Source organism: Amycolatopsis sp. A133 (genome assembly GCF_031082405.1).
Lineage (GTDB): Bacteria > Actinomycetota > Actinomycetes > Mycobacteriales > Pseudonocardiaceae > Amycolatopsis.
This window is the reverse complement of sequence record NZ_JAVHJU010000036.1, coordinates 75,890-100,146: the sequence shown is the minus strand read 5'-3', so window position 1 is coordinate 100,146 and position 24,257 is coordinate 75,890. Positions and strand designations below refer to the sequence as shown.

General features: G+C 72.2%; 22 protein-coding genes. 9 read left to right on the top strand and 13 right to left on the bottom strand.

Features of this window, described 5'->3' with window-relative positions; genetic code table 11:
* Positions 1–183: 183 nt before the first annotated feature.
* The 4 genes from Q5425_RS23800 to Q5425_RS23785 all read left to right on the top strand — a co-directional run bounded on the left by Q5425_RS23800 (position 184) and on the right by Q5425_RS23785 (position 3,891).
* The gene (locus Q5425_RS23800) at positions 184–480 is read left to right on the top strand and encodes a hypothetical protein (protein ID WP_308674504.1); all 297 of its coding nucleotides are present in this window, start codon (positions 184–186) and stop codon (positions 478–480) included.
* A 314-nt stretch (positions 481–794) separates the two neighbouring features.
* The gene (locus Q5425_RS23795; protein WP_308674503.1) at positions 795–2,168 is read left to right on the top strand and encodes a TrpB-like pyridoxal phosphate-dependent enzyme; all 1,374 of its coding nucleotides are present in this window, start codon (positions 795–797) and stop codon (positions 2,166–2,168) included.
* Positions 2,165–3,385: an ATP-grasp domain-containing protein gene (locus Q5425_RS23790; protein ID WP_308674502.1), complete on the top strand. Its 1,221-nt coding sequence runs from the start codon at positions 2,165–2,167 to the stop codon at positions 3,383–3,385. Before Q5425_RS23795 ends, Q5425_RS23790 begins: the two co-directional genes overlap by 4 nt.
* On the top strand, positions 3,382–3,891 hold the full coding sequence (locus Q5425_RS23785) for a hypothetical protein (protein ID WP_308674501.1): 510 nt from the start codon (positions 3,382–3,384) through the stop codon (positions 3,889–3,891). Before Q5425_RS23790 ends, Q5425_RS23785 begins: the two co-directional genes overlap by 4 nt.
* A 133-nt stretch (positions 3,892–4,024) precedes the next feature.
* On the opposite strand, the gene Q5425_RS23780 is transcribed toward Q5425_RS23785, so the two are convergent.
* From Q5425_RS23780 to aroF, 9 genes are all read right to left on the bottom strand, one after another.
* Entirely contained in the window at positions 4,025–5,272 is a 1,248-nt protein-coding gene (locus Q5425_RS23780; protein WP_308674500.1) for an ATP-grasp domain-containing protein, read from the bottom strand.
* A gap of 22 nt (positions 5,273–5,294) precedes the next feature.
* Positions 5,295–6,602 (bottom strand): MFS transporter, encoded by a 1,308-nt coding sequence (locus tag Q5425_RS23775; RefSeq protein WP_308674499.1) that lies wholly within the window; start codon positions 6,600–6,602, stop codon positions 5,295–5,297.
* Between the two features lie 89 nt (positions 6,603–6,691).
* Positions 6,692–7,393 (bottom strand): transglutaminase-like domain-containing protein, encoded by a 702-nt coding sequence (locus tag Q5425_RS23770; protein ID WP_308674498.1) that lies wholly within the window; start codon positions 7,391–7,393, stop codon positions 6,692–6,694.
* A gap of 28 nt (positions 7,394–7,421) precedes the next feature.
* Positions 7,422–8,564 carry an acyl-CoA dehydrogenase family protein gene (locus tag Q5425_RS23765; RefSeq protein WP_308674497.1) on the bottom strand — a complete coding sequence of 381 codons (1,143 nt, stop codon included), beginning with the start codon at positions 8,562–8,564 and terminating at the stop codon, positions 7,422–7,424.
* A 15-nt stretch (positions 8,565–8,579) separates the two neighbouring features.
* Positions 8,580–8,951: an ectoine synthase gene (locus Q5425_RS23760; protein ID WP_308674496.1), complete on the bottom strand. Its 372-nt coding sequence runs from the start codon at positions 8,949–8,951 to the stop codon at positions 8,580–8,582.
* A 3-nt stretch (positions 8,952–8,954) separates the two neighbouring features.
* Positions 8,955–9,239 carry an acyl carrier protein gene (locus Q5425_RS23755; protein WP_308674495.1) on the bottom strand — a complete coding sequence of 95 codons (285 nt, stop codon included), beginning with the start codon at positions 9,237–9,239 and terminating at the stop codon, positions 8,955–8,957.
* Between the two features lies 1 nt (position 9,240).
* Entirely contained in the window at positions 9,241–10,806 is a 1,566-nt protein-coding gene (locus tag Q5425_RS23750) for an AMP-binding protein (RefSeq protein WP_308674494.1), read from the bottom strand.
* 118 nt (positions 10,807–10,924) lie between these two features.
* The gene (locus Q5425_RS23745; protein WP_308674493.1) at positions 10,925–12,226 is read right to left on the bottom strand and encodes a hypothetical protein; all 1,302 of its coding nucleotides are present in this window, start codon (positions 12,224–12,226) and stop codon (positions 10,925–10,927) included.
* A gap of 156 nt (positions 12,227–12,382) precedes the next feature.
* A complete protein-coding gene (gene aroF / locus Q5425_RS23740; protein WP_308674492.1) occupies positions 12,383–13,417 on the bottom strand; it encodes a 3-deoxy-7-phosphoheptulonate synthase in 1,035 nt (344 codons plus the stop codon).
* A 244-nt stretch (positions 13,418–13,661) separates the two neighbouring features.
* Here aroF and Q5425_RS23735 point away from each other — a divergent pair, with 244 nt between their 5' ends.
* Positions 13,662–14,078, top strand: coding sequence for an SgcJ/EcaC family oxidoreductase (locus Q5425_RS23735; protein WP_308674491.1), 417 nt, complete (start codon positions 13,662–13,664; stop codon positions 14,076–14,078).
* Positions 14,079–14,193: 115 nt separating this feature from the next.
* Entirely contained in the window at positions 14,194–15,441 is a 1,248-nt protein-coding gene (locus Q5425_RS23730) for an RNA polymerase sigma factor (RefSeq protein ID WP_308674490.1), read from the top strand.
* A 299-nt stretch (positions 15,442–15,740) separates the two neighbouring features.
* Here Q5425_RS23730 and Q5425_RS23725 read toward each other — a convergent pair whose 3' ends face one another.
* From Q5425_RS23725 to Q5425_RS23715, 3 genes are all read right to left on the bottom strand, one after another.
* Positions 15,741–16,304, bottom strand: a complete 564-nt coding sequence (locus Q5425_RS23725) for a dihydrofolate reductase family protein (RefSeq protein ID WP_308674489.1) — start codon at positions 16,302–16,304, stop codon at positions 15,741–15,743.
* 84 nt (positions 16,305–16,388) lie between these two features.
* Complete coding sequence (locus Q5425_RS23720) at positions 16,389–16,718, bottom strand: YciI family protein (protein WP_308674488.1); 330 nt, start codon at positions 16,716–16,718, stop codon at positions 16,389–16,391.
* A 144-nt stretch (positions 16,719–16,862) separates the two neighbouring features.
* The gene (locus Q5425_RS23715; RefSeq protein ID WP_308674487.1) at positions 16,863–18,452 is read right to left on the bottom strand and encodes an MFS transporter; all 1,590 of its coding nucleotides are present in this window, start codon (positions 18,450–18,452) and stop codon (positions 16,863–16,865) included.
* Positions 18,453–18,728: 276 nt separating this feature from the next.
* Here Q5425_RS23715 and Q5425_RS23710 point away from each other — a divergent pair, with 276 nt between their 5' ends.
* The 3 genes from Q5425_RS23710 (at position 18,729) to Q5425_RS23700 (ending at position 23,249) form a co-directional block, all read left to right on the top strand.
* Positions 18,729–20,258, top strand: a complete 1,530-nt coding sequence (locus tag Q5425_RS23710; protein ID WP_308674486.1) for a multicopper oxidase family protein — start codon at positions 18,729–18,731, stop codon at positions 20,256–20,258.
* A 70-nt stretch (positions 20,259–20,328) separates the two neighbouring features.
* Positions 20,329–21,885, top strand: a complete 1,557-nt coding sequence (locus Q5425_RS23705; protein WP_308674485.1) for a class I SAM-dependent methyltransferase — start codon at positions 20,329–20,331, stop codon at positions 21,883–21,885.
* Positions 21,882–23,249: an FAD-binding protein gene (locus Q5425_RS23700; RefSeq protein WP_308674484.1), complete on the top strand. Its 1,368-nt coding sequence runs from the start codon at positions 21,882–21,884 to the stop codon at positions 23,247–23,249. The genes Q5425_RS23705 and Q5425_RS23700 overlap by 4 nt, the downstream gene beginning before the upstream one ends.
* A 62-nt stretch (positions 23,250–23,311) precedes the next feature.
* Here the strand turns inward: Q5425_RS23700 and Q5425_RS23695 are convergent, their stop codons facing one another.
* Complete coding sequence (locus Q5425_RS23695; protein WP_308674483.1) at positions 23,312–24,181, bottom strand: TIGR03560 family F420-dependent LLM class oxidoreductase; 870 nt, start codon at positions 24,179–24,181, stop codon at positions 23,312–23,314.
* Positions 24,182–24,257 lie beyond the last annotated feature (76 nt).

Sequence of the window (24,257 nt, the reverse complement as noted above, 5' to 3'; positions counted from 1 at the left end):
CGCAACGATCCCCGGCCGAGTTCCAGTCGAGACAACCTTGTGACCTGGTCGGTCATTTTGCCGGGTTGTGCTTCCGCGCAACCGGACGATCACCCCCAGCGACAACCCTTGCGGCGGGCGGGCAAAGCGACACGCCGACCCGATCGAGCGAGGCCACCCCTGACGAAGGAGGCGGTGACACACGTGAACCCCAATGAAACCGGCGGACGGCACCGGCGCCGGCGCACCAACAGCGTCACCCGCGCCGCCCTGGACGAAGCCCGGCGCGCGGGCCTCGTCCAGCGGCACCTGACGAAGCTGCGGTACCTCACGTCCCGGCCGGAGCCGGGCACGGCGGGCGGACCACTCGCCGAACCGGTCCGCTCCGCGGGCGGCGGCGGTTCCCCTCCGTCCACACGGGAGCAACTTCCGCCCACCACAGCGGCCGGCGAACCGGCACCCGGTCCGATCCCGCCGACGGGCACGGAATCGGCAGCATGACCACCACTGTGGACGGATTCCCGGGCGCGCCGAGCCGAGGGTGATCGTCAACGCCCCGAACCCGATGGCCAACCGGCAGGTGGGTGCGGAACAGCATGGTGAGCCAACGCGCCCCAATGTGGCCTTCGCGGTGGTCGCCCGACGTCGCCCAGCCGCGGATCACCGCGGCCCGGTGGGCGAACCACCTCATCTTCCGCGGTGGAGAGCGCGCACTCCGGGAGATGTGCGCGGACGGGCGGGAACGGCAGCATCGGGCGTGCCGGCCGGTTGCCGGCGTGCGCCGGATCGGTCCTGCACAGACGAGAGGCTCCGCGATGGAGAGAACGAAGTTCCAGCTCGACGAGTCCCAGATTCCGAGCACCTGGTACAACATTGCCGCCGACCTGCCCGGTGCCCCGCTGGCGCCCGCGCTCAACCCGGCGACCGGGGAACCGCTGACTCGCGACGAGATGGGCGCGACGATGCCGGAGCCCATCATCGACCAGGAGCTGAGCACCGAGCGGGACATCGAGATCCCGGAGCCGGTGCGGCAGCTCTACGCCCAGTGGCGGCCCAGCCCCCTCTACCGCGCGCGCCGGCTCGAGCAGGCCCTCGGCACCCCGGCCAAGATCTACTACAAGTACGAGGGGGTCGCCCCGTCCGGCAGCCACAAGCCGAACACCGGGATCCCGCAGGCGTACTACAACAAGCAGGCGGGCAAGACCGGCCTGATCACCGAGACCGGCGCCGGGCAGTGGGGCAGCGCGACGGCGTTGTCGGCCGCGCTCTTCGGGCTGACCGCCAAGGTGTTCATGGTCAAGGTGAGCTTCCAGCAGAAGCCGTACCGCCGGGCGCTGATGGAGTCGTACGGCGCCGAGTGCGTGCCCAGCCCCAGCCCGGAAACCGCGGTGGGACGGGCGATACTGGCCAAGCACCCCGACTCCCCCGGCAGCCTCGGCATCGCCACCTCCGAAGCGCTGGAGACCGCGGCCACCGACCCGTCGCTCGGCTACGTGCTCGGCAGCGCCGCGAACCACGTGCTGCTGCACCAGACCGTCATCGGGCAGGAAGCCCTGCTGCAGATGGAACTGGCCGGGGACTACCCGGACGTCATCGTCGGCTGCTCCGGCGGCGGCAGCAACCTCGCCGGGCTCACGTTCCCGTTCATCGGCGCGCAGCTGCGCGGTGGCCCCGCCGTGCGGGTGCTGGCCGTCGAGCCCGCCGCGTGCCCGACGCTGACCCGCGGCAGCATCGCCTACGACTACGCGGACACCGGCCGGCTCGGGCCGCTGTTCCGGATGCACACCCTCGGCCACGAGTTCATGCCGCCGCCCGTGCACGCCGGTGGCCTGCGCGCGCACGGCATCGGGCCGCTCGTCAGCCGCGCCGTCGAGGACAAGCTGATCGAGCCGATTGCCGTCGGGCAGACCGGGTGCTTCGAGGCGGGTGTGCAGTTCGCCCGAACCGAGGGGATCCTCCCGGCGCCCGAGTCGACGCACGCCATCCGCGGCGCGATCGACGAAGCGCTGAAGTGCAAGGCCGAAGGCGTCGGCCGGACCATCCTTTTCGGACTTTCCGGGCACGGGCACTTCGACCTCGTGGCCTACGACAAGTACTTCGCGGGCACGCTCGAAGACGACGTCGTCAACGAAGAGGCGCTCGACCTCGCGGCGGCGTCGATCCCGCGGCTGGGCGGGACCACGTCGTGAGGGTGGCGGTCGTCGACGCGGACGGCATCGCGGCGCACCTGCCCGCGGTGCTGGCCGCGCACGGGCTGGGTGCGGTGCGCGTCCGGTCCGAGGCGCCGGACGTGCACCTGACCGGTTCGGCGGACGCCGACGTCCGGCACCAGGGCGACGTCGCCGCGACCGCGGAAGCGTTGCGGCGCCTCGACGTCGGGTTCGTGCTGGCCGGCACCGAGTCGGGGGTGCTGCTCGCCGACGAGCTGTCGGCGGCGCTCGGCACGCCGGGCAACGGCATGACCCGGCCGACGGCGCGCCGCGACAAGTTCGAGATGGTGGCGGCGGTGCGCGAGGCGGGCCTGGCCACGGCGGCGTCGTTCGCCTCGCCGTCCGGCGACGAGGTCGCCGGCTGGGCCGCTGCGCTCGGCAGCTGGCCGGTGGTGCTGAAGCCACTGGCGAGCGCGGGCACCGACAACGTGCGGATCTGCCACTCCGCCGACGAGGTGCGTACCGAGCACGCCGCGATCCTGGCCAGCACCACGCGCTACGGCTCGCGCAACGAAACCGTGCTGGCCCAGGAATACCTGCACGGCGACGAGTACTTCGTCAACACGGTCAGCCGGGACGGCGAGCACCACGTCGTCGAGGTGTGGCGCTACCACAAGCAGTCCATCGGCGGCGATCGCTGGATGTACGACTACGAGCAGCCGGTGCCGGTGGAGGACCCGCAGGTGGCCGCCCTGGTCGAGTACACCCTGGGCGTCCTGGACGCGCTCGAGATCCGCAACGGCGCCGGGCACACCGAGGTTATGCTCACCGCGGCCGGGCCGGTCCTGGTCGAATCCGGGGCGCGGATGGGCGGTTCGCACCAGCCGTCGGTGGTCTCGCGGTGCATCGGGACCAACCAGGTCGAGTGCCTGGCGCGGGCGGTGGCCGAGGGGGTCGCCGCGCTGCCGACGTACCGGCCGCGGTCGTTCCTGCGCTACGTCACGCTGATCAGCCCCGGCGACGGCGTGGTCCCGGACGAAGCGGGGTTCGCGGCGGTGCGCGCGCTGCCGTCGTTCGTCGACCTGGTGCTGACCACCCCGGCCGGGGGGCCGGTGCGGCGGACGGTCGACCTCGCCACGTCGGTGGGTTACGTCTACCTCGAGGCGGACGACCCGGAACAGGTGGAACGGGACTACAAGCAGCTGCGCGAGTACGAACTGAACGGGCTCTACACAGGTGAGGCGGTGACCAGGTGACCAAGGCGATCACGGAACTCAGCGAGCTGGCGGACATCCCGGCGGAGTGGGTGCACGTCGAGAAGCGCATCTACCCGGGCGACGACCTGCGGCTGCCGGGCGCGTACCTGAAGTGGTACGACATCCGCGAAGCCGGCGAGGAAGCCGCCCCGGCGATCAGCGAGCAGGCCCGCCAGTACCTGCGCGACCAGGCGGAGGCGGGCGAGCTGGAGTTCCAGAACGAGCTCGGCTACGCGATGCTGCACCACGACGGCGGCTACTACCTGATCGTCGGGCTGTGGCGCAAGGACGAGCTGTGGACGGGAATCTTCTTCCTGGACGGCGACGAGTTCAAGCGCTACCCGGCGAAGCCCGGTGCGTTCCGGGCGACGCAGAACGTGGTCGAGCTGGACGCCACCGCGCACGAGCGCCGGGCGTGGGCGCGGTTCCTGCGTTCGGACCGCGACGAGGCCGCGAAGCGGACCTACATCGAGGACTACTGCACCGGAGTCGTCGGAGTGCCGTGACCCCCGCACCCGGCGACCGGGCCCGCTCCCAGCCGGGGGCGGGCCCGTTCTCGTGGCCGACCGGCCGACGCAAAGGGCTCCTGTGCCTGGCACAGGAGCCCTTTCGCAGCAACAGAAACGCAGCAACAGAAACTCAGTCTTCGACGGCCCGCGTCCGGACCTTGATGTCTGCCACCCGCGCGCGGCTGTACTCGATCGCGGCCGTCGTGCCGGCCGCGCGGACCGCCACGTGGCCCAGCCCGTCCCAAGATCCGTCCAACGACCGGACCACATCACCCGGGGCTGCTCCGCCCAGGTCGATCGCCACCGTGGCCGGGTCCGCCGACACCGAGTCCACTCCCGCGATCTCCAGGATCTCGCCCGGCTGCGCCACCGCCAGCCAGCTCGCCGCCGCTCCCTCGGCCGGCGGGGCCTGCAGCACCGGGGTCACCGTGCCGTGGGGCCACTTCATCGTCAGCTCGTGCATGTCCACCCCGTGGACCTCGCGGACCATCTCGTTGATCAGCGCGCCGCCGATGCGGTTCTGGCTCTCGATCACCACCGGGCCGCGGGGGCTGAACTTGAACTCCGTGTGGCTCGGGCCGTCCGCGTACCCCAGTGCGTCCAGGAACGCCGGGATCATCCGCTCCACCGCAGCCACCTCCGCGGCCGACAGGCGGGCCGGGATCGCGTGGCCCGCGTGGACCACCGTGCCCGGCAGCGTCACCGCCTCCGTGATCGCCAGCACCGTGTGGCGGCCCGCGAACGAGAACGCTTCCGCGCTGTAGAGCGTTCCGTCGATGTATTCCTCCATGACGTACTCGTCGAGGTCGTACTGGCCGAGGAACGGGTGATCGGAGACATCGCGCCGGCTCGAAATCGCTTCGTGGACCGCAGAAACGTCGGCGGCGCTGTCGACGCGGTGGACGCCGAAGCTCGCCGTGCCCGCTCCGGGCTTGACGATGAACGGGTAGCCGTAGCGGGCGCCGAACGCCGTCAAGCTCTCCCGGTCCGTCATGGCCTCCGCGCCGATCGCCGGGACGTCCGGGGAGGCCGCCTCCGCCAGGCAACGGCGCATCACGTACTTGTCGGTGAACCGGTGGCTCACCTCGTACGACGGCCCGGCGAGGCCGAGCAGGTCGCGGACCCGGCCTGCCGGGTCGAGGCCCGGCTCGGTCAGCGACACCACCGTGGTGAAGCCCCACGTGCGGTGCGCCGCCTCGGCCAGCGGGCCGAACGTGGCCCAGTCGGTGTAGTCCGCCAGCAGCGCGCCCACCACCAGCGGGCCGTACTCCGGCCTGAACTCGGCCGGGAACTGGCAGTACACCACCTCGAGGCCGGCCGCCTTCGCCGCGTGGAAGTGCTTGGGGTTGCCGCCGATGAGCAGGATGCGTGGCGCCATTTCGCTGGTCACTCCTGAGGGCTCAGACCGGTTCCGGTTCGGGCTCGGGTTTGGCCGGGACCGCGACTTCGGGCTCCGGCACGGGTTTCGTCGCGCGGACCGACGGCAGGCACAGGCACAGCGCCCCGCCGACGACGCAGGCGAACCCGGACAGCGCCACCACCTGGGCCGCGCTGAGGTGCTCCAGCAGCAGGCCGCCGAGGGCCGCGCCCGTCGGCGAGGACGCGACGATCACCGACCGCCGGGCGCCGAACACCGCGCCGTACTGCTCGGCCGTGACCGCGTTCTGGATGACGCTGATCTCGGTGGACGCGTACGGCGCCCAGACGAACCCGCCGACGAACATGATCACCAGCGCCAGCGGCAGCGTGTGCACCAGGACCAGCGGCAGCAGGATGAGGCCCCACACCGTGGCGCCGACCGCGTTGACCACGGCCGGGCGGAACCGGGCCAGCCGCGGCACCATCACCAGGCCGAGCAGCGCGCCGACGCCCATCGCCGACCACATCGCGCCGTACCCCGCGCCACCGGCGCCGAGGTTCTGCTCGGCGAACACCGGGACCGCGGTCAGCAGCGGGCCGTAGGACAGGAAGTAGATGACCGTCAGGATCATCATCGCGCGGACCACCGGCACGGTGATCAGCGGGCCGAACCCGGTGACGAACCCGTTCCTGGCCTTCTTCGCGGGGACGGCCGCGGAGACCGGGGGCGCCGCGGCCGGGTTCACCCGGACGCCGAGCACCAGCAGCGTCGCGGCCAGGCACATGACCGCCGGGATGAACAGCGACCAGATCCCGATGAAGCCGGCGAGCGAACCGCCGAGTACCGGGCCGACGAGGTAGGGGAACTGGTCGCCGATGGTGAGGACGCCGTTGGCGACGTGCAGCTCGCGGCGCGGGATGAGCAGCGGCGTGATCACGCGGGTGCCGACCTTGGCCAGCGGGTTGGTGACGCCCATGACGAGGCACAGGCCGAGCACCACCGGGACGCTGAACGTCCCGACCACCGACAGCAGCGCGATCCCGCCGATCGCGATCCCGCGGACGGCGAACCCGATCGCGGTGAGCTTCACCGGCGACCAGCGGTCGAACCACGCGCCGAGCAGCGGCCCGGACACGATCTCCGGCGCCCGGCGGAACAGCACCGCGAGGCCGGCCAGGCCCGGGGAACCGGTCTCCACCAGCACGATCCAGATGAGGGCGACGGAGGCGAACTCGTCGGCGGTCTCGGACAGCAGGCTGCTCACCGTGAGCTTGCCCAGACCGGGGAACCGGCCCAGCACCGACCGCTGCCACCGGTTCCGGACGAAACCGGGCGCCAGATTCACCATCACTGCCCCTTCCGGGTCCACCCCCGCAGCCCGCGGTCCACCGTCCTCCCGGGCGACGGCGGACCGCATCTCCTTGTGTGCCCGTGCGGTTACGCGGCCTTGCCGAGCCCGGTCTCGTCGGCCGCCTCGGCGACGAGGGAGCCGTCCGCCGTCTCGTAGCGGCTGGCGAACAGGGCCGGGTGGGCCGACCGGATGCCTTCGACCACCAGCTCGTACGGGAAGTCGTCGAAGTCGCCGTAGTCGTGGAGGAACTCCATGTACCGGCGGCCCTTGCTGTCGTAAGGGTGCGACATGCTGTCGGCCGTCCCGTCGAACTCCAGCGGCGTGATGCCGTACAGCCGGCACAGCAGCTTGTTGAACACCGGGGTCGCGCGGACCCACTTCCCGTCCAGGTACACCGAGTTCAGCGCGTGGAAGCGGAAGACGTCCCCGCCGACCAGCTCGCGCAGGCGCGGCGACGCCAGGTGGTTGCGGACGTCGGTGAGCGCGATCCGGCTCGGCACGCCCGCCGCGCGGCACACGGCGGCGTACACGATGGACTTGTGCACGCAGAACCCGCGGCCGCGCTCGATGATCGCGCTGGCCTTCAGGCCCGTGCGGCTCAGCGCCGCGCCGTAGACCTCGTAGTGCAGCTTGTCGCGGACCGCGTAGTACAACGCGACCGCCTTGTCGGTCGGCGTGGTTTCCGTGCCGTCGAGCGCCTGCCCGACGAACTCCTGCACGACCGGGTGGTCGTAGTCGAGGAAGGGGGTGACCCCGAGCAGGTCCTGCGGAGGCGTCTCGGCCGCCATGTCGTCCTTCTTCCGGTTCCGGCGCCTGTCAGCGCACTCCGAGCATTCTGGCGACCTTGTCCCGCTGGACCTCCGACGTGCCGGAGTAGATCGTGCCGCCGGTGGCGTCGCGCAGTTCCTTCTCGATCCCGAACTCGCTGAGGTAACCCCGGCCGCCGAAGATCTGCACGGCGTTGGTCGCCGACCGGACGTTGGCTTCGCTGGCCAGCACCTTCGCCATGGCCACGTCCACCATCACGTCTTCCCCGGCCTCGAACCGCCGTGCGGTGTCGTAGAACCAGTTGCGGGTGGTCTCCAGGTCGATCTTCATCTCGACGATCTTTTCCGCGATCAGCTGGCAGGACGCGATGGGCGCCCCGAACTGCTTGCGGCTCTTCGCGTAGTCGATGCTCTGCTCCAGGCGGTACTCCATCGCGCCCAAGCTGATCGCGAAGGACAGGAGCACCTCCCACTTCATCACGTAGTCGAGCAGCAGGAAGCCCTTGCCCCGGCGGCCGACCATGTTCGCCGCGGGCACCACGCAGTCGGTGAACGTCAGGTTCCCCAGCGGCGACGTGCGCAGGCCCATCTTGTCGATCGGCGGCCCGGCCTCGAAGCCGGGCGTGCCCTTCTCGACGGCGAACACGCTGATGCCGAGCGGGCCGGTGCCGGGTGAGGTCCGGGCGTAGACCAGGACGACGTCGGCGACCGGGCCGTTGGTGATGAAGAACTTCCGGCCGTTGATGACGTAGTCGTCGCCCCGGCGCTCGGCCGTGGTCTGCATGGCCGCGGCGTCGGAACCGCCCTGCGGCTCGGTGATCGCGTGCGCGCAGATCACCGAACCGTCGCACACGCGCGGCAGGAGCCGGTGCTTCAGCTCGTCGGTGCCGAACCGGTGGACCGGCACGCCGGTGCTGACGAGCTGCGTCGAGATCGAGAAGCTCAGCCCGCCGTCACGGCAGTGGTAGCCGAGGCCCTCCAGCACGTGCATGGTGGTCGGCAGGTCGTGCCCGCCGCCGCCGTACTCGGTGCCGAACGGCAGGCCGAACAGTCCCGACGCGCCGATCTCCGGCCAGAACCCGCCGGGGAACTCCGCCTCGCGGTCGCGCCGGAGGTGGTCGGCGCCCCAGGCCTGGAACGCCTCGGTGTAGCCGTCCCGCAGCGCCTGCTGCTTGTCGGTCCACTGCTGCATCGGGGGAGCTCCGGCTCAGTAGTTGGAGTATTCGTCGTCGAGGTTGTGCGATTCGTCGCCGATGAGGGCCGGCGTGAACATGCAGACGAGCTCCATGTCCTGGTCCGGCGACGCGATCAGGTGGTGCGGGTCGTGCTTGTCGAGTGCGTAGATCGTGCCGACCTCGATCGCGTGCTCGTCACCCGCGGAGTCGATCACCTTGCCGCTGCCGGCGATGCAGTAGCAGGCTTCGAGGTGGTTCTTGTACTCCAGTGCCGAGTCGGTGCCGGCCCGGACGATCGTGTGGGTGACGGTGTAGCCCATGCCGTCCTTGAGGGTCAGGAAGCGGTGGCTCAGCCCGTTGCCCCACTCGACGCCTTCGACTTCCGAAAGTTTGCGGATGATCACGGCTCAGGCCGCCTTTCCGAGGTAGTCCACACCGGACGCACCGGACGGCGAGTGCTGCTCGACGAACCGGGTGATCGAGTCGATGGAGGTGAAGTCCTGCTCGACGATTTCGACCTCCTCCATCGGGATCGAGAAGGTGGCCTCCAGCCAGGTGACCACGCGCAGCAGGCCCAGGCTGTCGATCACGCCGTTGGCCCGCAGGTCGTAGTCGGCCTCCAGCTCCTCCGGGCCGACGCCGGGGAGGAACTCGTCGAGGACGTAGGATTTGATCTGCTCCGAATAACTCATGTCAGCTCCCAGTAACCAGGTCGCGGATGACGGCTTTGCGGTCGGTCTTGCCCGTCGACGTCGTGGGCAGCGGGTCGTCGACCACGCGGATCGTGGTGGGCAGCGCCGCCCGCGCCAGCCGCTCGCGGCAGAACTGCCGCAGCCCCAGCACGCCGAGCGGCTCGGTCGTGTCGCGGCGGACGACCGCGTGGATGACCAGCCCCGCCACGTCGTCGGGCACGGCGACCACGGCCGCACCGGCGATCCGTTCGTGGCCGAGCAGGACCTGCTCGATCTCCTCCAGGTTGACCCGCACACCGCGGACCTTGACCTGGGAGTCGTTGCGGCCCACCAGGGTGAACACGCCGTCGGCGTCCCGCTCGACGAGGTCGCCGGAGCGGAAGTAGACGCGGCCGTTGTCCCGTTCGACGAACTTGTCCGCGCCGCCGCCGACGGCGTACCCGGCGGTCTGGAACGGGGTCGACACGAGCAGCTCACCGGTGGCCGGGCCGTCGACGACCTCGCCGTCGGCGTCGAGGACGAGCGCGTCGACGCCGGGCAGCGGGCGGCCGATCGGCAGCGGGCCCGCGCCCTCGAAGCCGGTGATCTCGTGGATGAAGCTGTCGTTGGTCTCGGTGGCGCCGTAGATGTTGTGGAAGCGCGCGTTGGGGAACAGCCGCGGCAGCTCCGGCAGCAGCTTCGCGGGCATCTTGTCGCCGGTGACGATCACGTGCTTCACCGACTCGAACGGCTCGCCGCCGGGGACGTCGGCCAGCAGCCGGTAGAGCATCGGCACCGACTGCACGACCTCGACGGACTCGGCGCGGATCAGCTCGGCCAGGTGCTTGCCGTTGGTCGCCTTCTCGGGGTCGACCAGCACCGTCGTGCCGCCGGCCTTGAAGGTGGCGCGGATGTCGAGCAGGCACAGGTCGAAGTTGAAGGGTGCGTAGTTCAGCACCACGGTGCCGGGCCGGAGCCGGAACTTCGTCACGGCCCATTCGGTGAACCGCTCCACGGCCTGGAAGCTCAGCGGCACCACCTTCGGCAGCCCGGTGGACCCCGAGGTGGTGAAGATGAACGAGGTGGCGTCCGGGCTGACGTCGGGACCGGTGATGCCGTCGAGGCCGGCGAGGTCGCCGTCGGGCAGGACCGCGGTGGTGTCGATCTTGTGCACCCGCAGCCCGCCCACGCCCACGCCGGATTCGGCGGTGAGCACGTCGGTGCAGTCCGCCTTCTCCAGCAGCTCTTCCAGCGCCGTCCCGCCGAGCTCGGTGGAGGGCAGCATGAACGGGCGGCGCGCCAGCAGGCAGGCGACGATCAGCGCGACGGTCCGCGGGGTCTTCGCCGCGTGCACCGCGACCCGGGCCTCGGGCGGCAGCTGCAACGCCGTGAGCCCCTGGTGGGCCGACATCGTCATGGCGCACAGCTCGGCGTAGGACACCCGGACCTCGCCCAGCACCAGCGCGGTCGACTCCGGCCGGGTGCGGGCGAAGTCGGCCAGGCAGCCGAGCAGCGAACGCGAGTACGGCACAATGGTCTCCAACCCAGCCGGGCACGCGGCGACCACCGTCGCGCGCCAACCAGCCACACCGGCTCCCCCATGGGGAGTCCACTTCGGACTCCGGCGGGGCCCGGGCCGGGCTCCGCGTGGACTCCACGGTAGCTTCGAGCCGGAGTGACTGGCTTCTCGCGCAGTGCGGCGCCGATCAGGCCGGGAGCGTCCCCTGTGGACCGTCCGACCAGGACTCCCAGCGCCACAGCCGCCCGGTGCCCTGGGTCGCGCGCACGCCGTCGTCCGACATCTCGAACTTCCCGAAGTCGAGCACGTACAGCGCGTCATCACCGGGGGCGAACCCGACGTCGATCGGCCGCGCCAGCGCGGGTGCGCCGGGCAGGTCGCGCAGCGACCAGTCCGCCGGGTCGGCGACGACGAGGCTGCGGCCGACCGGCGGCCCGCCCGCGGGCAGGCACATCGGTGCCTCGTCGCCGAACAGCGTCACCACGAGCTGCCCGCGGAGGGCGCCGCCCGGGACGACGGCGAAGCGCGTGGCCGAGACGTGCGGCTCGAACTCCAGCAGCGCCCGCTCGGGCGGCGGCAGCTCGTCGTGGCCGGCCAGCACGAACTCCGGCTGCGAGCCGCGCTCGGGGGCGAACGCGGGGTCGGTCACCGGGCGGTCGCCGACGTAGTCCGGCCAGCCGTACCAGGCGCCGGGCCGGACGTCGAACAGCAGGTCCGGGGCGTTGCCGATCGGGCGGCTCCCCCGGTCGTCGGCGCCCTGGTCGAGCGCGATCAGCCGGCCGTCGGGCAGGAAGCCGAGGCCGAAGGCGTTGCGCAGCCCCCACGCCACCAGCTCCATGCCGGAGCCGTCCAGCTCGCACCGCAGCACGGCGGCGGTGCACGGCAGCTGCGCCGCGATCTTCTCCCCCGGGGTGGTCCGGGTGCCGAACGGGCCGAACGCGCCGGTGTCGATCGTCGCGCCGGGCTCGTCGGAAAACGGGTCCCGGGTCGTCGCGTTGAACCCCGAGAGGGTGATGTCGAGGCCGGGCAGGTCGAACGCGTGCGGCAGCCGGCGCAGCCAGCCGAGCTCGTAGGCGTCCAGGCCGATCACGCCCAGGTTCGACATCGCGCCCTGGCTGAAGTAGAGCTTCCGGTCGGCGCCGACCACGGCCATGTTCGTGTGGTAGTTGCCGGGGCCGGGCATGCCGTCGACGACGACGTGCTTGCTCCCGTCGGCCTCGACGCGGGTGATCCGGCCGGCCCCGCCTTCGGAGACGAACAGGCCGCCTTCGAACCAGCACAGGCCGGTGACCGGGGCGGCGAGCTCGTCGGCGACCAGCGTCCGCTCGCCGCCGTCGAAGCGCCAGACCTTCCCGCCGGGAGCCGCGCCCCCGAAGGCGAGGCCGGACTCGGCGACGTAGATCCCGCCGGCGTCGTCGAACGCCAGGCTGGTCGGGAACTGCAGGCCGGTGGCGACTTCTGCCGCCGGTGCGGGCGCGATGCCGGTCATCCGGTCACCGCCGCGGTGTTCGGGCACATCCGGTGCGTGGGCTCCATGGGCACGGCGAAACCTCCCGGCTGGTCGACCGGCGGCGGAGCAGCGCCCCAGCCGCTTCTCGTCGGCGACGCTAGCCGGGAGCGCCCCTTCCGGCGTCTTCGCGCGTGCTCAGCCGGCCAGCAGCCGCCGGTTCCACCAGGTGGAGAGCCGGCGGCCGACCACGCCGCTCAGCTCGTCGAGCTCGGCGGCCAGCCGCTCGAGGTCCTCGGCGACTAGCGCCTGCGGGCCGTCGCACAGCGCCTCCTCCGGGTGCGGGTGGACGTCGACGAGCACGCCGTCCGCGCCGACGGCGACCGCGGCCCGCGACAGCGGCAGCACCAGGTCGCGGCGGCCGCCGGAGTGCGAGGGGTCGACCATCACCGGCAGGTGCGAAAGCCGTTGCACCACCGGCACGGCCGAGATGTCGAGGGTGTTGCGGGTGGCGGTCTCGAAGGTGCGGATGCCGCGTTCGCAGAGCACGATGTCGAGGTTGCCGCGCTGCGCGATGTACTCGGCCGCCATCAGCCACTCGTCGATCGTGGCGCTCATCCCGCGCTTGAGCAGCACCGGCTTGCCCGCTTCGCCCACCGCCTGCAGCAGCCCGAAGTTGGACATGTTGCGCGTGCCGACCTGCAGCATGTCCGCGTACCGGGCGACCATTTCGACGTCGTCGGCGGCGACCACCTCGGTGACGATCGGCAGCTTGGTCTCGGCCCGGACGTCGGCCAGGATCTTCAGGCCCTCCTCGCCCAGCCCCTGGAAGGCGTACGGCGACGTCCGCGGCTTGAAGGCGCCGCCGCGCAGCAGCACCGCGCCGGCCGCCTGCGCCATCCGCGCCGCCTCGAGGGTCTGCTCCGGCGTCTCGACCGCGCACGGCCCGGCGATCAGGGTGACCGTGTCCGGGCCGACCGGCACGCCGCCGACGTACACAGTGGACCGTTCGGGGTGGTGTTCCCGGCTGACCAGCTTGTACTTGGCCGAAATCCGGGTGACGCTCTGCACCGCGCGCATGCCGCCGAGGTTCAGCGTCTCGAAGCGGTCGACGTCGCCGACCAAGCCGATGACGACCCGGCTGACCCCGCGGCTGACGAAGGCCTCGCCCCCGGCCGCGCCCACCCGCTCGACGATCGCGTCGACGTCTTCTGCCGTGGCGTCGGTTGCCATGACGATGACCATGTTGTCAGCACTCCTCCAGCGCGACGCGGTCCCGTGGCCGGCGGCCGCCGGGATGGGCCTGCAGGTCCATGCTCCCGGGCCGCGCGGGCGGCCGACGTCTCCACCGTTGCGCAGCGACCTGACGGAAAGCCTTGACCGGCAACGGTTCTCGCAATCGAGCGGAAGTACCGGACCGGCCGCGGCCGATACCGTCGTACCCACTCGTGCCCACCGCAGGAAGAGGGATCCCGATATGTCCAGCAGCAATGGCACTTCCACCGTGGCGACCGAGCAGGCCGCCGTCGCCGCGGTCCCGCAGCGCATCATCGCGGCGTGGGCCGGCAACGACGCGGACGCCTTCGCCGCGGCGTTCACCGAGGACGGCACGATGGCGCTGCCCGGCGGGGTCTTCGTCAAGGGCCGCCCCGGGATCAAGGAGTTCATGGCGGCCGGTTACGCCGGGCCGTACAAGGGCACCCGCGTCCACGGCGAGCCGGTCGACGTCCGCTTCATCGGCAAGGAGGGCGCGATCGTCGTCACCGTCGGCGGCGTGCTCGCCCCGGGCGAGACCGAGGTCGCCCGCGAGCGCTCGGTGCGCGCCATCTGGGTGCTGGCCAAGCAGGACGGCGAATGGCTGATCGCCGCTTACCAGAACACCCCGCTGGGCTGACGTCTTCTCCCTGCGTGCGCGATTTCCCGCTCGCGCCCCGCCACCGCGCTAGCGTGGGGGCCGAGCACCGGCCGCCGGATCGAGGGGAAGCACCGATGCCGCAGGGGCAGCGCGGATGACCGACGTCGAGCGGGCGATCGCCGATGCGTACCGTCGCGAGTGGGCCTTCGTGCTCGCCGCGACGGTACGGGTCACCCACGACCTCGACCTCGCCGAGGAGCTCGTGCAGGAGGCGTTCGTCTCCGCGCTGGACGGCTGGCGCCGCACCGGTGTCCCGGCCCGCCCGGGGGCCTGGCTGACCACGATCGCGCGCCGGAAGGCGACGGACCACTTCCGGCGGCAGGAGGCGTTCCGCAGCCGGATACCGCTACTCGTGGAACCGGACGTGACCGAGATGGACGACCTGGACGCGCTGGTGGCGGGCGAGACGATCCCCGACGACCGGCTGCGGCTCATCTTCACCTGCTGCCACCCGGTGCTGCCGCGCGAGGCGCAGATCGCGCTGACGCTGCGGCTGGTGTGCGGGGTCGGCACCGGCGACATCGCGCGGGCGTTCCTGGTGCCGGAAGCGACGATGGCCGCCCGGATCACCCGGGCGAAGAAGAAGATTTCCGCCGCCGGCGTCCCCTACCGCGTCCCCGCGGCGAGCGAGCTGCCGGACCGGCTGGACGCGGTGCTCACCGTCATCCACCTGCTGTTCACCACCGGGCACACGGCGCCTTCGGGCGACGCGCTGGTGCGTGACGACCTGGTCGACCGCGCGCTCGGCCTGGCGCGGCTGCTGCGCGAGCTGATGCCGGACGAGCGCCAGGTCTGGGGCCTGCTGGCGCTCCTGCTCGTCACCGACGCCCGGCGCGCCACCCGCACCGACGCCGACGGCCGGATCCTGCTGCTGGAAGAGCAGGACCGCACCCGCTGGGACCGGGCGGCCATCGCCGAGGGGCACCAGCTGGTGCTCGACGCCATGCGCGCGGGCCGGCCGGGCAAGTTCGTGCTGCAGGCGGCCATCGCGTCGCTGCACGCGCAGGCGCCGAGTTACGCGGAGACGGACTGGGCGCAGGTCGTGGTGCTCTACGACGAGCTGCTGAAGGTGTGGCCGTCCCCGGTGGTGTCGCTCAACCGCGCGATCGCGGTGTCCATGGTGGACGGTCCGGAGACGGCGCTGGGCGAACTCGAGGTGCTGGAGGACGACGGCAGGCTCGACGGGTACCACTACTTGCCGGCGGCGAAGGCGGACCTGCTGCGCCGGCTGGGGCGGACAGCGGAGGCCGCGACGGCTTACCGGGCGGCGCTGGATCTTGCGGACAACGACGCCGAGCGAGCCTTTCTCGCCGGACGGCTCGACGAGGCCACCGCGGCTTGAGCCGCTCGCGGGCGGGCCTCGCGGGAGCGGGGCAGCTCGCGGCGGGGGCAGCTCGCGGCGGCGCCGAACCAACTCCGGCGGCGAGGCCGGCGCGGCGCAGGCAGCTCGCGGCGGCGCCGAATCGCTCAGCGGCAAGGCCGCCGCGGCACAGGCAGCTCGCCGGGCGGCCGGCGCCGAACCAACTCCGGCGGGCAAGGCCGCCGCGGCCCACGCACCTCGCGACAGGACACCTCGCGGCCCAGGAACCCTCGCGGGCGACCGGCGCCGAACCGCTCGGCGCGGCCACCCCGTCTGAGCCGTCAGCTCCGCCGATAACACAGCGACACGACACCCGAGCCGAACGCCTCGGCGCTCACCAGCTCCAGATCCATCCGCTCCGAGAACGTCCCGAACAGCTTGCGGCCGCGACCGAGGACCACCGGGTTGACCAGCAGCCGGTACTCGTCGACCAAACCCGCCGTCACCAGCGATTGGGCCAAGCCCACTCCGCCCAGCACCAGCACGTCCCCGCCCGGCTGGGCACGCAGGGCGCCGATCGCCGCGGCCGCCTCCGGGACCGCGCGGGCGTTGACCCAGCCCGGCTCGTGCGGGGTTCGCGAGCAGACCAGCTTCGGCGTCTTCTCCAGCCAGCGCGCGTGCTCGCCTGCGCCGCCGGATGCCGTGGGGTCGGTCGCCGTCGCGGGCCAATGGGTCAGGAACTGCTCGTACGTCGCCCGGCCCAGCACCGCCGTGTCCGCTCGCTCCTGCAGCTCGCCGACCACCCGCCACGTGTCGTCGTCCACCCGGATCCAGTCCATCGCTCCGGCCGGGCCTTCGATCCGGCCGTCGAGGGTCATCTGGAGGTACAGCACCACTTCGCGCACCGCGCTCTTCCCTTCCACAACGGAAAACGCGCGTCGCCGTGAGCAAGCAAGCAAGCACGGCGACGCGCGTCCAGGAATTCCCGGTCAGCCCATCAGCGGACGGACCTCCACACCGCCGTCCATGATCGGCACGAAGCTCGCGATCTCCAGGGCGTGGTCGAGGTCGCGGGCGTCCACGACGAAGAAGCCGGCGAGGGCTTCCTTGCTCTCGATGAAGGGCCCGTCGGTGACCTTGCCGCCGCGGAGGGAGCGGGCTTCGGCGGTCGGCTGGGTGGCGTACCCGGCCACCAGCTTGCCGCCGGACTCCGCGACCCGGCCCTCGACCCGGCCGTGCGCCTCCAGGACCTCCGGCGGGATGTCGGCGATCCCGCCGGGGGTCTCCCGCTCGAAGATCAGGATTGCGTACTGCGCCATGCGAATTTCTCCTTTGTGGTTTGTTACTGAGCTGTCAGGGACCAATCCGGCCACAGCCACGGCCATCCGGCTGGGTGGCAACGGTTACCTGCCGCCTGGGGGGCGGCCTGCTTTTGGCCGGATTGGTCCCTCGATCCGCCGGCCTCAGCCGGCGGGGGTCCCGGACACCGGTTCCGGTGCTTCGTCGGCGGGTGCGGGCGGCGCCTCCTCGGCGGGGGCACCGAGCGCGCCGATGTGACGGCACTTCACGAAGAACAGCACCCCGACCCCGGCCAGGACCACCGCGCTGATCAACGCCGCGGTGTGCAGGCCGCTGGTGAACGCCTCGCGCGCCGCGGCCAGCAGCTGACCGGCGACGTCCCCGGGCAGCCCGTTGGCCGCCGTGGTGGCCCCGGCGAGGCTCTCGCGAGCCGCGTCCGCGGTACCGGACGGCACTCCGGCGGGGACGGCGAGCGTCGAGCGGTACACGATGGCACCGACGCTGCCGATGATCGCGAAGCCCATCGCCGCCCCGAGCTCGTTGCTGATCTGCGGCATCGACGCGGCCGCGCCCGCCTTCTCCGGCGGAGCCGAGCCGATGACCTGGCCGATGCCCAGCGAGAGCAGCGGGCCACCGCCGAGGCACCACACCGCGAAGCCGAGGATCAGCAGCCCGCTGCCGCCCGACGAAGCCGCCTGCGTCATCAGGAGCAGGCCGACCGCGACGATCAGCAGGCCACCGGAGATGAGGTAGGCGGGCCGGACCCGGCGGGCCAGGATCGGCGACACCAGCACGGCGACGGTCGAGACCGCCATGCCCGGCAGCAGCGCCAGCCCGGCCGCCAGCGAACCGAGGCCGTCGACGAGCTGGAAGTACTGCGTGGCCAGCATCATCACCGCACCGGTGAGCAGGCTGTAGGCCAGCAGGCTGACCAGCCCGACGGTGAACACCGAGTTCTTGAACAGGCTCAGGTCCAGCAACGGGTCCGCGAGCGTGCGCTGCCGCAGCACGAACAGCACGCCGAACACGATGCCGACCACGACGGCCAGCACCGGCACGAGCTCGAAGCCGTTCTTCGCCAGCTCCTTGAAGCCGTAGACGAACGGCAGGATCGCGGCCAGCGACATGCCGACGCTGATCAGGTCGATCCGGCCGCCGGCGGGCGACTTGAACTCCGGCAGCAGCACCGGGCCGAAGACCAGCAGCACGGCCATCACCGGGATGTTGATCAGGAACACCGAGCCCCACCAGAAGTGGGCGAGCAGCACGCCGCCGATGATCGGGCCGAGGATCGCGCCGACGGTGAAGAACGCCGACCAGATCCCGATCGCCAGCCCCATCTGCTTGGGGTTGCGGAACATGTTGCTGATCAGGGCCAGCGTGCACGGCCCGAGGGTCGCACCGGCGATACCGAGCAGGGCACGGGCACCGATCAGCATTTCCGGGGTCGTCGCGTAGGCGGCCAGCGCCGACGCGATCCCGAACGCCGCGGCGCCGATCAGCAGCAGCTTGCGCCTGCCGATCCGGTCGCCGAGACCGCCCATCGTGACCAGGAACCCGCCGACCATGAACCCGTAGATGTCCATGATCCACAGCTGTTCGATGCTGTCGGCACCCAAATCGGCGCTGAGGTGCGGAAGCGCCAGCAGCAGCACGAACACATCGACGGACACGAGCATCGCGGTCAGGGCCAGTACGGCCAGGCCCACCCACTCCCGTCTGCCGGCCCGTGGCGCCGCAACGTCAGTCGTCACGATTGTCTCCTCCCTAATACGGGTCCAGCTTCCATTCAACCGGTGCCGGCCCGAGCCGGACATCTTCCGCCGTGCTCTGTTCGCACCCGCGCCGATACGGCGTTCGGCCGAGCCTGCCGGAAGTGACCGAATCGGACACTTCGCACCCTCGAAGAGGACACCCGTTCAGGTCTGGTGTGACGATCCGTGGACCGGCCTTGGGGTGCCGGGGGAACTTCGTGCGCTGCGCCCGTCCGGCGCGCCACCCGTTCGAGTGTGTCACCGATTGGGGATCCGATGCTGAACCGAAGACGAATGCTGGCGCTCGGGGCCGTGGCAGGGGGCGCGGGAGCCGCCGCGGTGCTGCTGCCCAAGGGCACCACCGCACCGGTCACCGCCGGGGCGGCACCGGCCCCGGTGACCCCGACGGGCGCCGGCGGGGCCGCCGCGGCCGGGCACGTGGGCCACTCCGTGCCGAGCGGTTTCGCCGTTCCCGGCGGGCCCGCGATCCGCCCGGCAGTGACGCCGTTCACCGTGCCGATGCCGCTGGCCAAGGAACTGCGCCCGGTGGCGTCGACGTCGACCGCCGACCGCTACGAGCTGACGGTCAAGCCGGCCGACGTCGAGATCCTGCCCGGCCTCAAGACTCCGATGTGGACCTACGGCGGTTCCTTCATGGGCCCGGTGATCCGCGCCCGGACCGGGCGCGCCACCGAGGTCTCCTTCCGCAACGACCTGGCCCTGGCGACGAACGTCCACCTGCACGGCGCGCACGTCGACGCGGCGAACGACGGCTACCCGATGGAGCTGATCGAGCCCGGCGGGTCGCGCACCTACCGCTACCCGAACAAGCAGCAGGGCGCGCTGCTCTGGTACCACGCGCACTCGCACGGCACCGACCCCGAGCACGTTTACCGCGGGCAGCACGGCTTCTACATCGTGGACGACCCTGCCGAGGCCGGGCTGAACCTGCCCTGCGGGGCCTTCGACGTGCCGATCATGCTGCGGGACGCGCTCTTCGACGCCGCGGGCAACTTCGTCTTCGGCGGCAACCCGGCCGACCGCAACGTCGCGCTGGTCAACGGCAAGCCGCAGCCCTACTTCCAGGTCGCCGCGCGCAAGTACCGCTTCCGGATCGTCAACACCGCGACCGAGCGCGTGTTCCGGCTGAGCCTGGCCGGGGCCAAGATCACCCAGATCGGCACCGACGGCGGCCTGCTGCCCGCGCCGGTGGACAAGGCCGAGCTGAAGTTCAGCTCCGGCGAGCGGGTCGACGTCGTGATCGACTTCTCGCAGGTGAAGTTCGGCAGCAGCATCGTCCTCACCGACGCCACCTTCGGCCCGATGCTGCGCTTCGACGTCGTGCGCCGCGCCACCGACACGAGCAAGGTCCCGGCGCGCCTGCGCCCGCTCGAGGTGCTGCCCGCGGCGACGGTCACCCGCGACGTCGCCATCGCCACCGACTTCTCCCAGGGCGGCCCGATCCCGGTCGGCGTGATCAACGGGAAACCGTTCGACCACAACCGGATCGACATGACGGTGAAGCGCGGTTCGACCGAGCTGTGGAACATCAGCAACGCCGACGGCGCCTACGGGTTCACGCACAACTTCCACATCCACCTGGTGCAGTTCCAGGTGATCAGCCGCAACGGCGGCCCGCCGGCCCCTGAGGACGCCGGGCTCAAGGACACCGTGCTGCTGCCGCCCGGCGACGTCGTCCAGGTCAAGGCGCAGTTCACCGGCTACCTCGGGAAGTACGTGTACCACTGCCACTTCCTGGAGCACGGCGCCATCGGAATGATGGGCCAGATGGAGATCGTCGACTAGCGGTGCCGTTCCGGGGGCCCGCCGGCCGGCCGGCGAGTCCCCCGGGCGCCCGCGCGAAAGGACGCCTGTCATGAGTGTTAGCGGCACTTCGGCACAGATCGCCGAGCTGGCCGACGGTTTCGTGAACGCACCGCCCGAGCGGCTCGACGAGCAGTTCCGGCGGCTGACCGGCGCGCTGTGGGACGACGGTGTCCTGACGGAGCTCGCGCTGCCCGCCGTGCCGGCGCTGGTCGCCCGGCTGGACAAGGCCGCCGACGACCGCAAGGGGCACCTCGCCGTGCTGCTGGGCGTGCTGGCCGAGGCCGAGTTCCCGGCGACGGACGGCCCGGTCGCCACGGCCGTGCGCGCGGGCCTCGACCGCTACCTCGAGCTGCTGGCCCAGGGCGCGGACCGGGACCCGCTGACCCTCGGGCTGGTCTACCTGCTGGCGCACTTCCCCGGCGACCGCGAGCGGATCCTCGCCGCCGCGGACGCCGTCACGCCGTCGCTGTCCGACGACGACCTGACCCGGCTCGTCCGGCTGCTCACCCCGGCGGACCAGGCGAACGCGGACCTGGGCCGGGTCTGGCCCTCGCCGTCGGTGTGGGGGCTCGACGAGTCCGAACGCGACTTCGACACCAGCTGGATCACCGCGCTGACGCCGGAGCAGTTCACCGCCGCGTGGCGCAACGACCAGCGCACGCTGTTCGGGCACGCCGGCGCGAAGGCGTACTGGGCGGCCCGCCACGGCGTGCCCGCCCCGATCGTCGCGGCGCCCGTTCCCGACCCGGGGACGCTGGAAGCCGGCCGCCAGGCCGAGGTGGGCACGGGCATCTTCGGCAGGCACGCCGCCGCGCTGCGCTGCCCGAACTGCCACGAGGCACTGGCGTTCGACGGCGAGGGCGTCACCTGCACCGGCTGCGCGACGGCGTACCCGGTCGCCGGCGGCATCCTCGACCTGATGCCGGGTGACCGGGTCGCCCCCGGCGACGAGGACACCGGCGACGCGCTGCACAAGCTCGCCGCGATGCCCAGCATGGGCCTGTACTACGAAGCCGTGCTGCGACCGGCGTTCCTACGGGCGATGGGGTCCAACTGGGACGAAGCCGTCACCCCGGCCGACGAAGACCGCTACATCGCCGAGCACGTCGCCCCGGCGGACGGCCCGGTGCTGGACCTCGCCGCCGGTGCGGGCCGCTGGACCACGGTGCTCGCCGAGGCCGTCGGCCCCGAGCGGCTGGTCGCGCTGGACGTCAGCGTCCCGATGCTCGCCGCGCTGCGGATCGCGCTGCCCGGCGTGCCCGCCCTGCAGGCGAGCGCGCTGGAACTGCCGTTCGAAGACGGTTCCCTGGGCGCGGTGCTGTGCTGGAACGCGCTGCAGGCGCTGCCGGACGCGGCCGCGGGCATCGCGGAGGTCGGCCGCTGCCTGCGGCCCGGCGGCACCTTCACGCTGCTGACCTTCCGGTGGGGCGACGACGCGCTCTACAGCTACTTCCAGCACGCGCACCGGTTCCCGAACGCCGAGGACGGGATGCGGCTGTTCAGCCTCGACGAGCTCCGCGGCTGGCTCGCCGACGCCGGGATGCGCGTGCGGGACGAGTCCGGTTCGGGCACGTTCGTGTTCCTGACGGCCGAGCGCGTGGCATGACCGAGCTCGACGACGTCACGATCGGCAGGCCGGGTGATCCGCACTACGAGGCGGCGACCCGGGTCTTCAACCTGGCGGCGCCGGTCCACCCGGCCGCCGCCGTGACCGCCCGGTCGGCCGGTCAGGTGCGGGCCGCGGTGCGGCACGCCGCCGCGGCCGGCCTGGGCGTGCGCATGTTCACCAGCGGCCACGGCGCGGGCGCGGCCCGCCCGATGCCGGAGGCGCTGCTGATCCGGACCGAGCTGGCGGGCGGGATCGACGTCGACTCCGCCCGCCTGGTCGCCCGGGTTCCCGCGGGCAGCCGCGCGGGCGAGCTCGTCGCGGCCACCGCGAAGCACGGGCTGACGTCGGCGCACGGTTCGTCCGCGAACGTCGGCCTGGTGAACTACCTGCTCGGCGGCGGGCTCAGCGGCTACGGCCGCTTCGCCGGGCTGGCGGTCAACGGCGTGGTCGCGGTCGAGCTCGTCACCGCGGACGGCGAGTCCCGCCGCGTCGACGCCGGCCATGACCCGGAGCTGTTCTGGGCGCTGCGCGGCGGGGGCGGCGGGTTCGGCGTCGTCACGTCCGTGGAGATCGCGCTCTTCCCCGCCGGGCAGCTGTTCGGCGGCGCCACCTACTGGGCGGGCGAGCTCGCGGAAGCGGTGCTCTCCCGGTGGAACGCGTGGACCGCGGACGCGCCGCGCGAGGTGACCACCGGCCTGCGGCTGCTCAACCTGCCCGCGGTGCCCGGCGTGCCACCGGCACTGGCGGGGCGGACGACGGTCTGCGTGGACGGCCTGGTGCGGGCGGGGTCGGCCGGCGAAACCCACCGGCTGGCCGACGACCTGCTGCGGCCGCTGTACGCGCTCGGCGAGCCGCTCGTGGACACCTGGGGCGAGCTGACGGCCGAAGGCGTCCTCGGAATCCACATGGACCCCCCGGAGCCGGTGCCGTTCCTCGGCGAGCACCACCTCCTGTCCACTTTGGACGCCGACGGGGAGGCCGAGCTGCTGCGCCTGCTCGGGCCGGGTTCGGGGTCCCCGTTCGTCGGCGCGGGCCTGCGTCAGCTGGGCGGGGCGTTCGCCACGGCCCCGGCGGGCGCCGGCGTGCTGGGACGGCTGGACGCGGCGTACTCCTTCGCCGCGTCGGGGGTCCCGGACCCGTCGGGCCCCGAGCGGCTGCTGGGGCGGTGCGCGAAGATCCGCACGGCGCTCCGGCCGTGGCGGACGGGCCGGACGGTGCCCAACTTCGTCGAGCACTTCGAGCAGCCGCAGCGGCACCTGGACGACGACCAGGTGGCGGCGGTGGACCGCGTCCGGCGGCGGGTGGACCCCGGCGGGGTGTTCCGCGGCGACATCGCCCCCAACGCCACCGCGCTGAGCTGAGCTGTCCGCACCGAAAAGCGAGCCGTGACCCCCTCGGGAGTCACGGCTCGCTTTGTCGTCTTTCAGGCGACGGCGGGGACGATCTTGTTGCCGACGATCTCCGCCTGCGCCACCGGGTCGGGGCCGGAGACGATGCCGATCGCCGTGTCGACGCCGAGGCCGGCCAGGCCGCGCAGCATGCCCGCCAGCTCGTCGGCGCGCTCGCCGTAGGTCCCCAGCTCGAACGGCAGGATCACGGTCTTCTCGATCGTGTCGTAGTCGCGTCCCTCGGCCTCGCAGAGGCGGCGCAGCACGGCGAGCTTGTCCGCCAGGTCCGGCGTCGGGTACAGGTTGCACGCGTCGGCGTAGCGGGCGACCAGGGGCAGCGTGCGCCGCTCACCGCCACCGGCGATGAGGATCGGCGGGTGCGGGCGGGTCAGGCTGTTCGGCACCAGCAGCGGCCGGGGCAGCCGGTAGTGCTCCCCTTCGAACGGCTCCGGCGTCCCGGCTTCCCACAGCCGCAGGCAGATCCGCACGGTCTCCTCGAGCCGCTCGAAGCGCTCGGCCACCGGCGGGAACGCGATGCCCATCCCGGCCGACTCGTCGGCGTCCCAGCCGACCCCGACGCCGAGCACCGCGCGGCCGCCGGACAGCACGTCCAGCGACGTGATCGCGTTCGCGAGCACCGCGGGCTCCCGGAAGTGGACCCCGGCCACCACCGGCGCCAGGCGGGCCCGCGAGCTGTGCACCGCCATCACGGTGAGCGTGGTGAAGCACTCCAGGTAGGGCTGCTCCGGCCCGCCCGCCTGCGGGCCCTGCCAGAGGTGGTCGCCCACGCCGAGCAGGTCCACCCCGGCGTCGTCGGCCGTGCGGGCGAAGCGGGCGATGACCTCGGCCGCCTTCCCCGGGCCGCCCGCCCAGCCGTACTCCCCGAACTCCAAGCCGATCTTCACGTGGTGCCTCCCGGTCTCTGCAGTCTGCCGCGGCTGTCGTGAGTGGTAAGGCGGGTTCTAACCCGCCTTACCACTC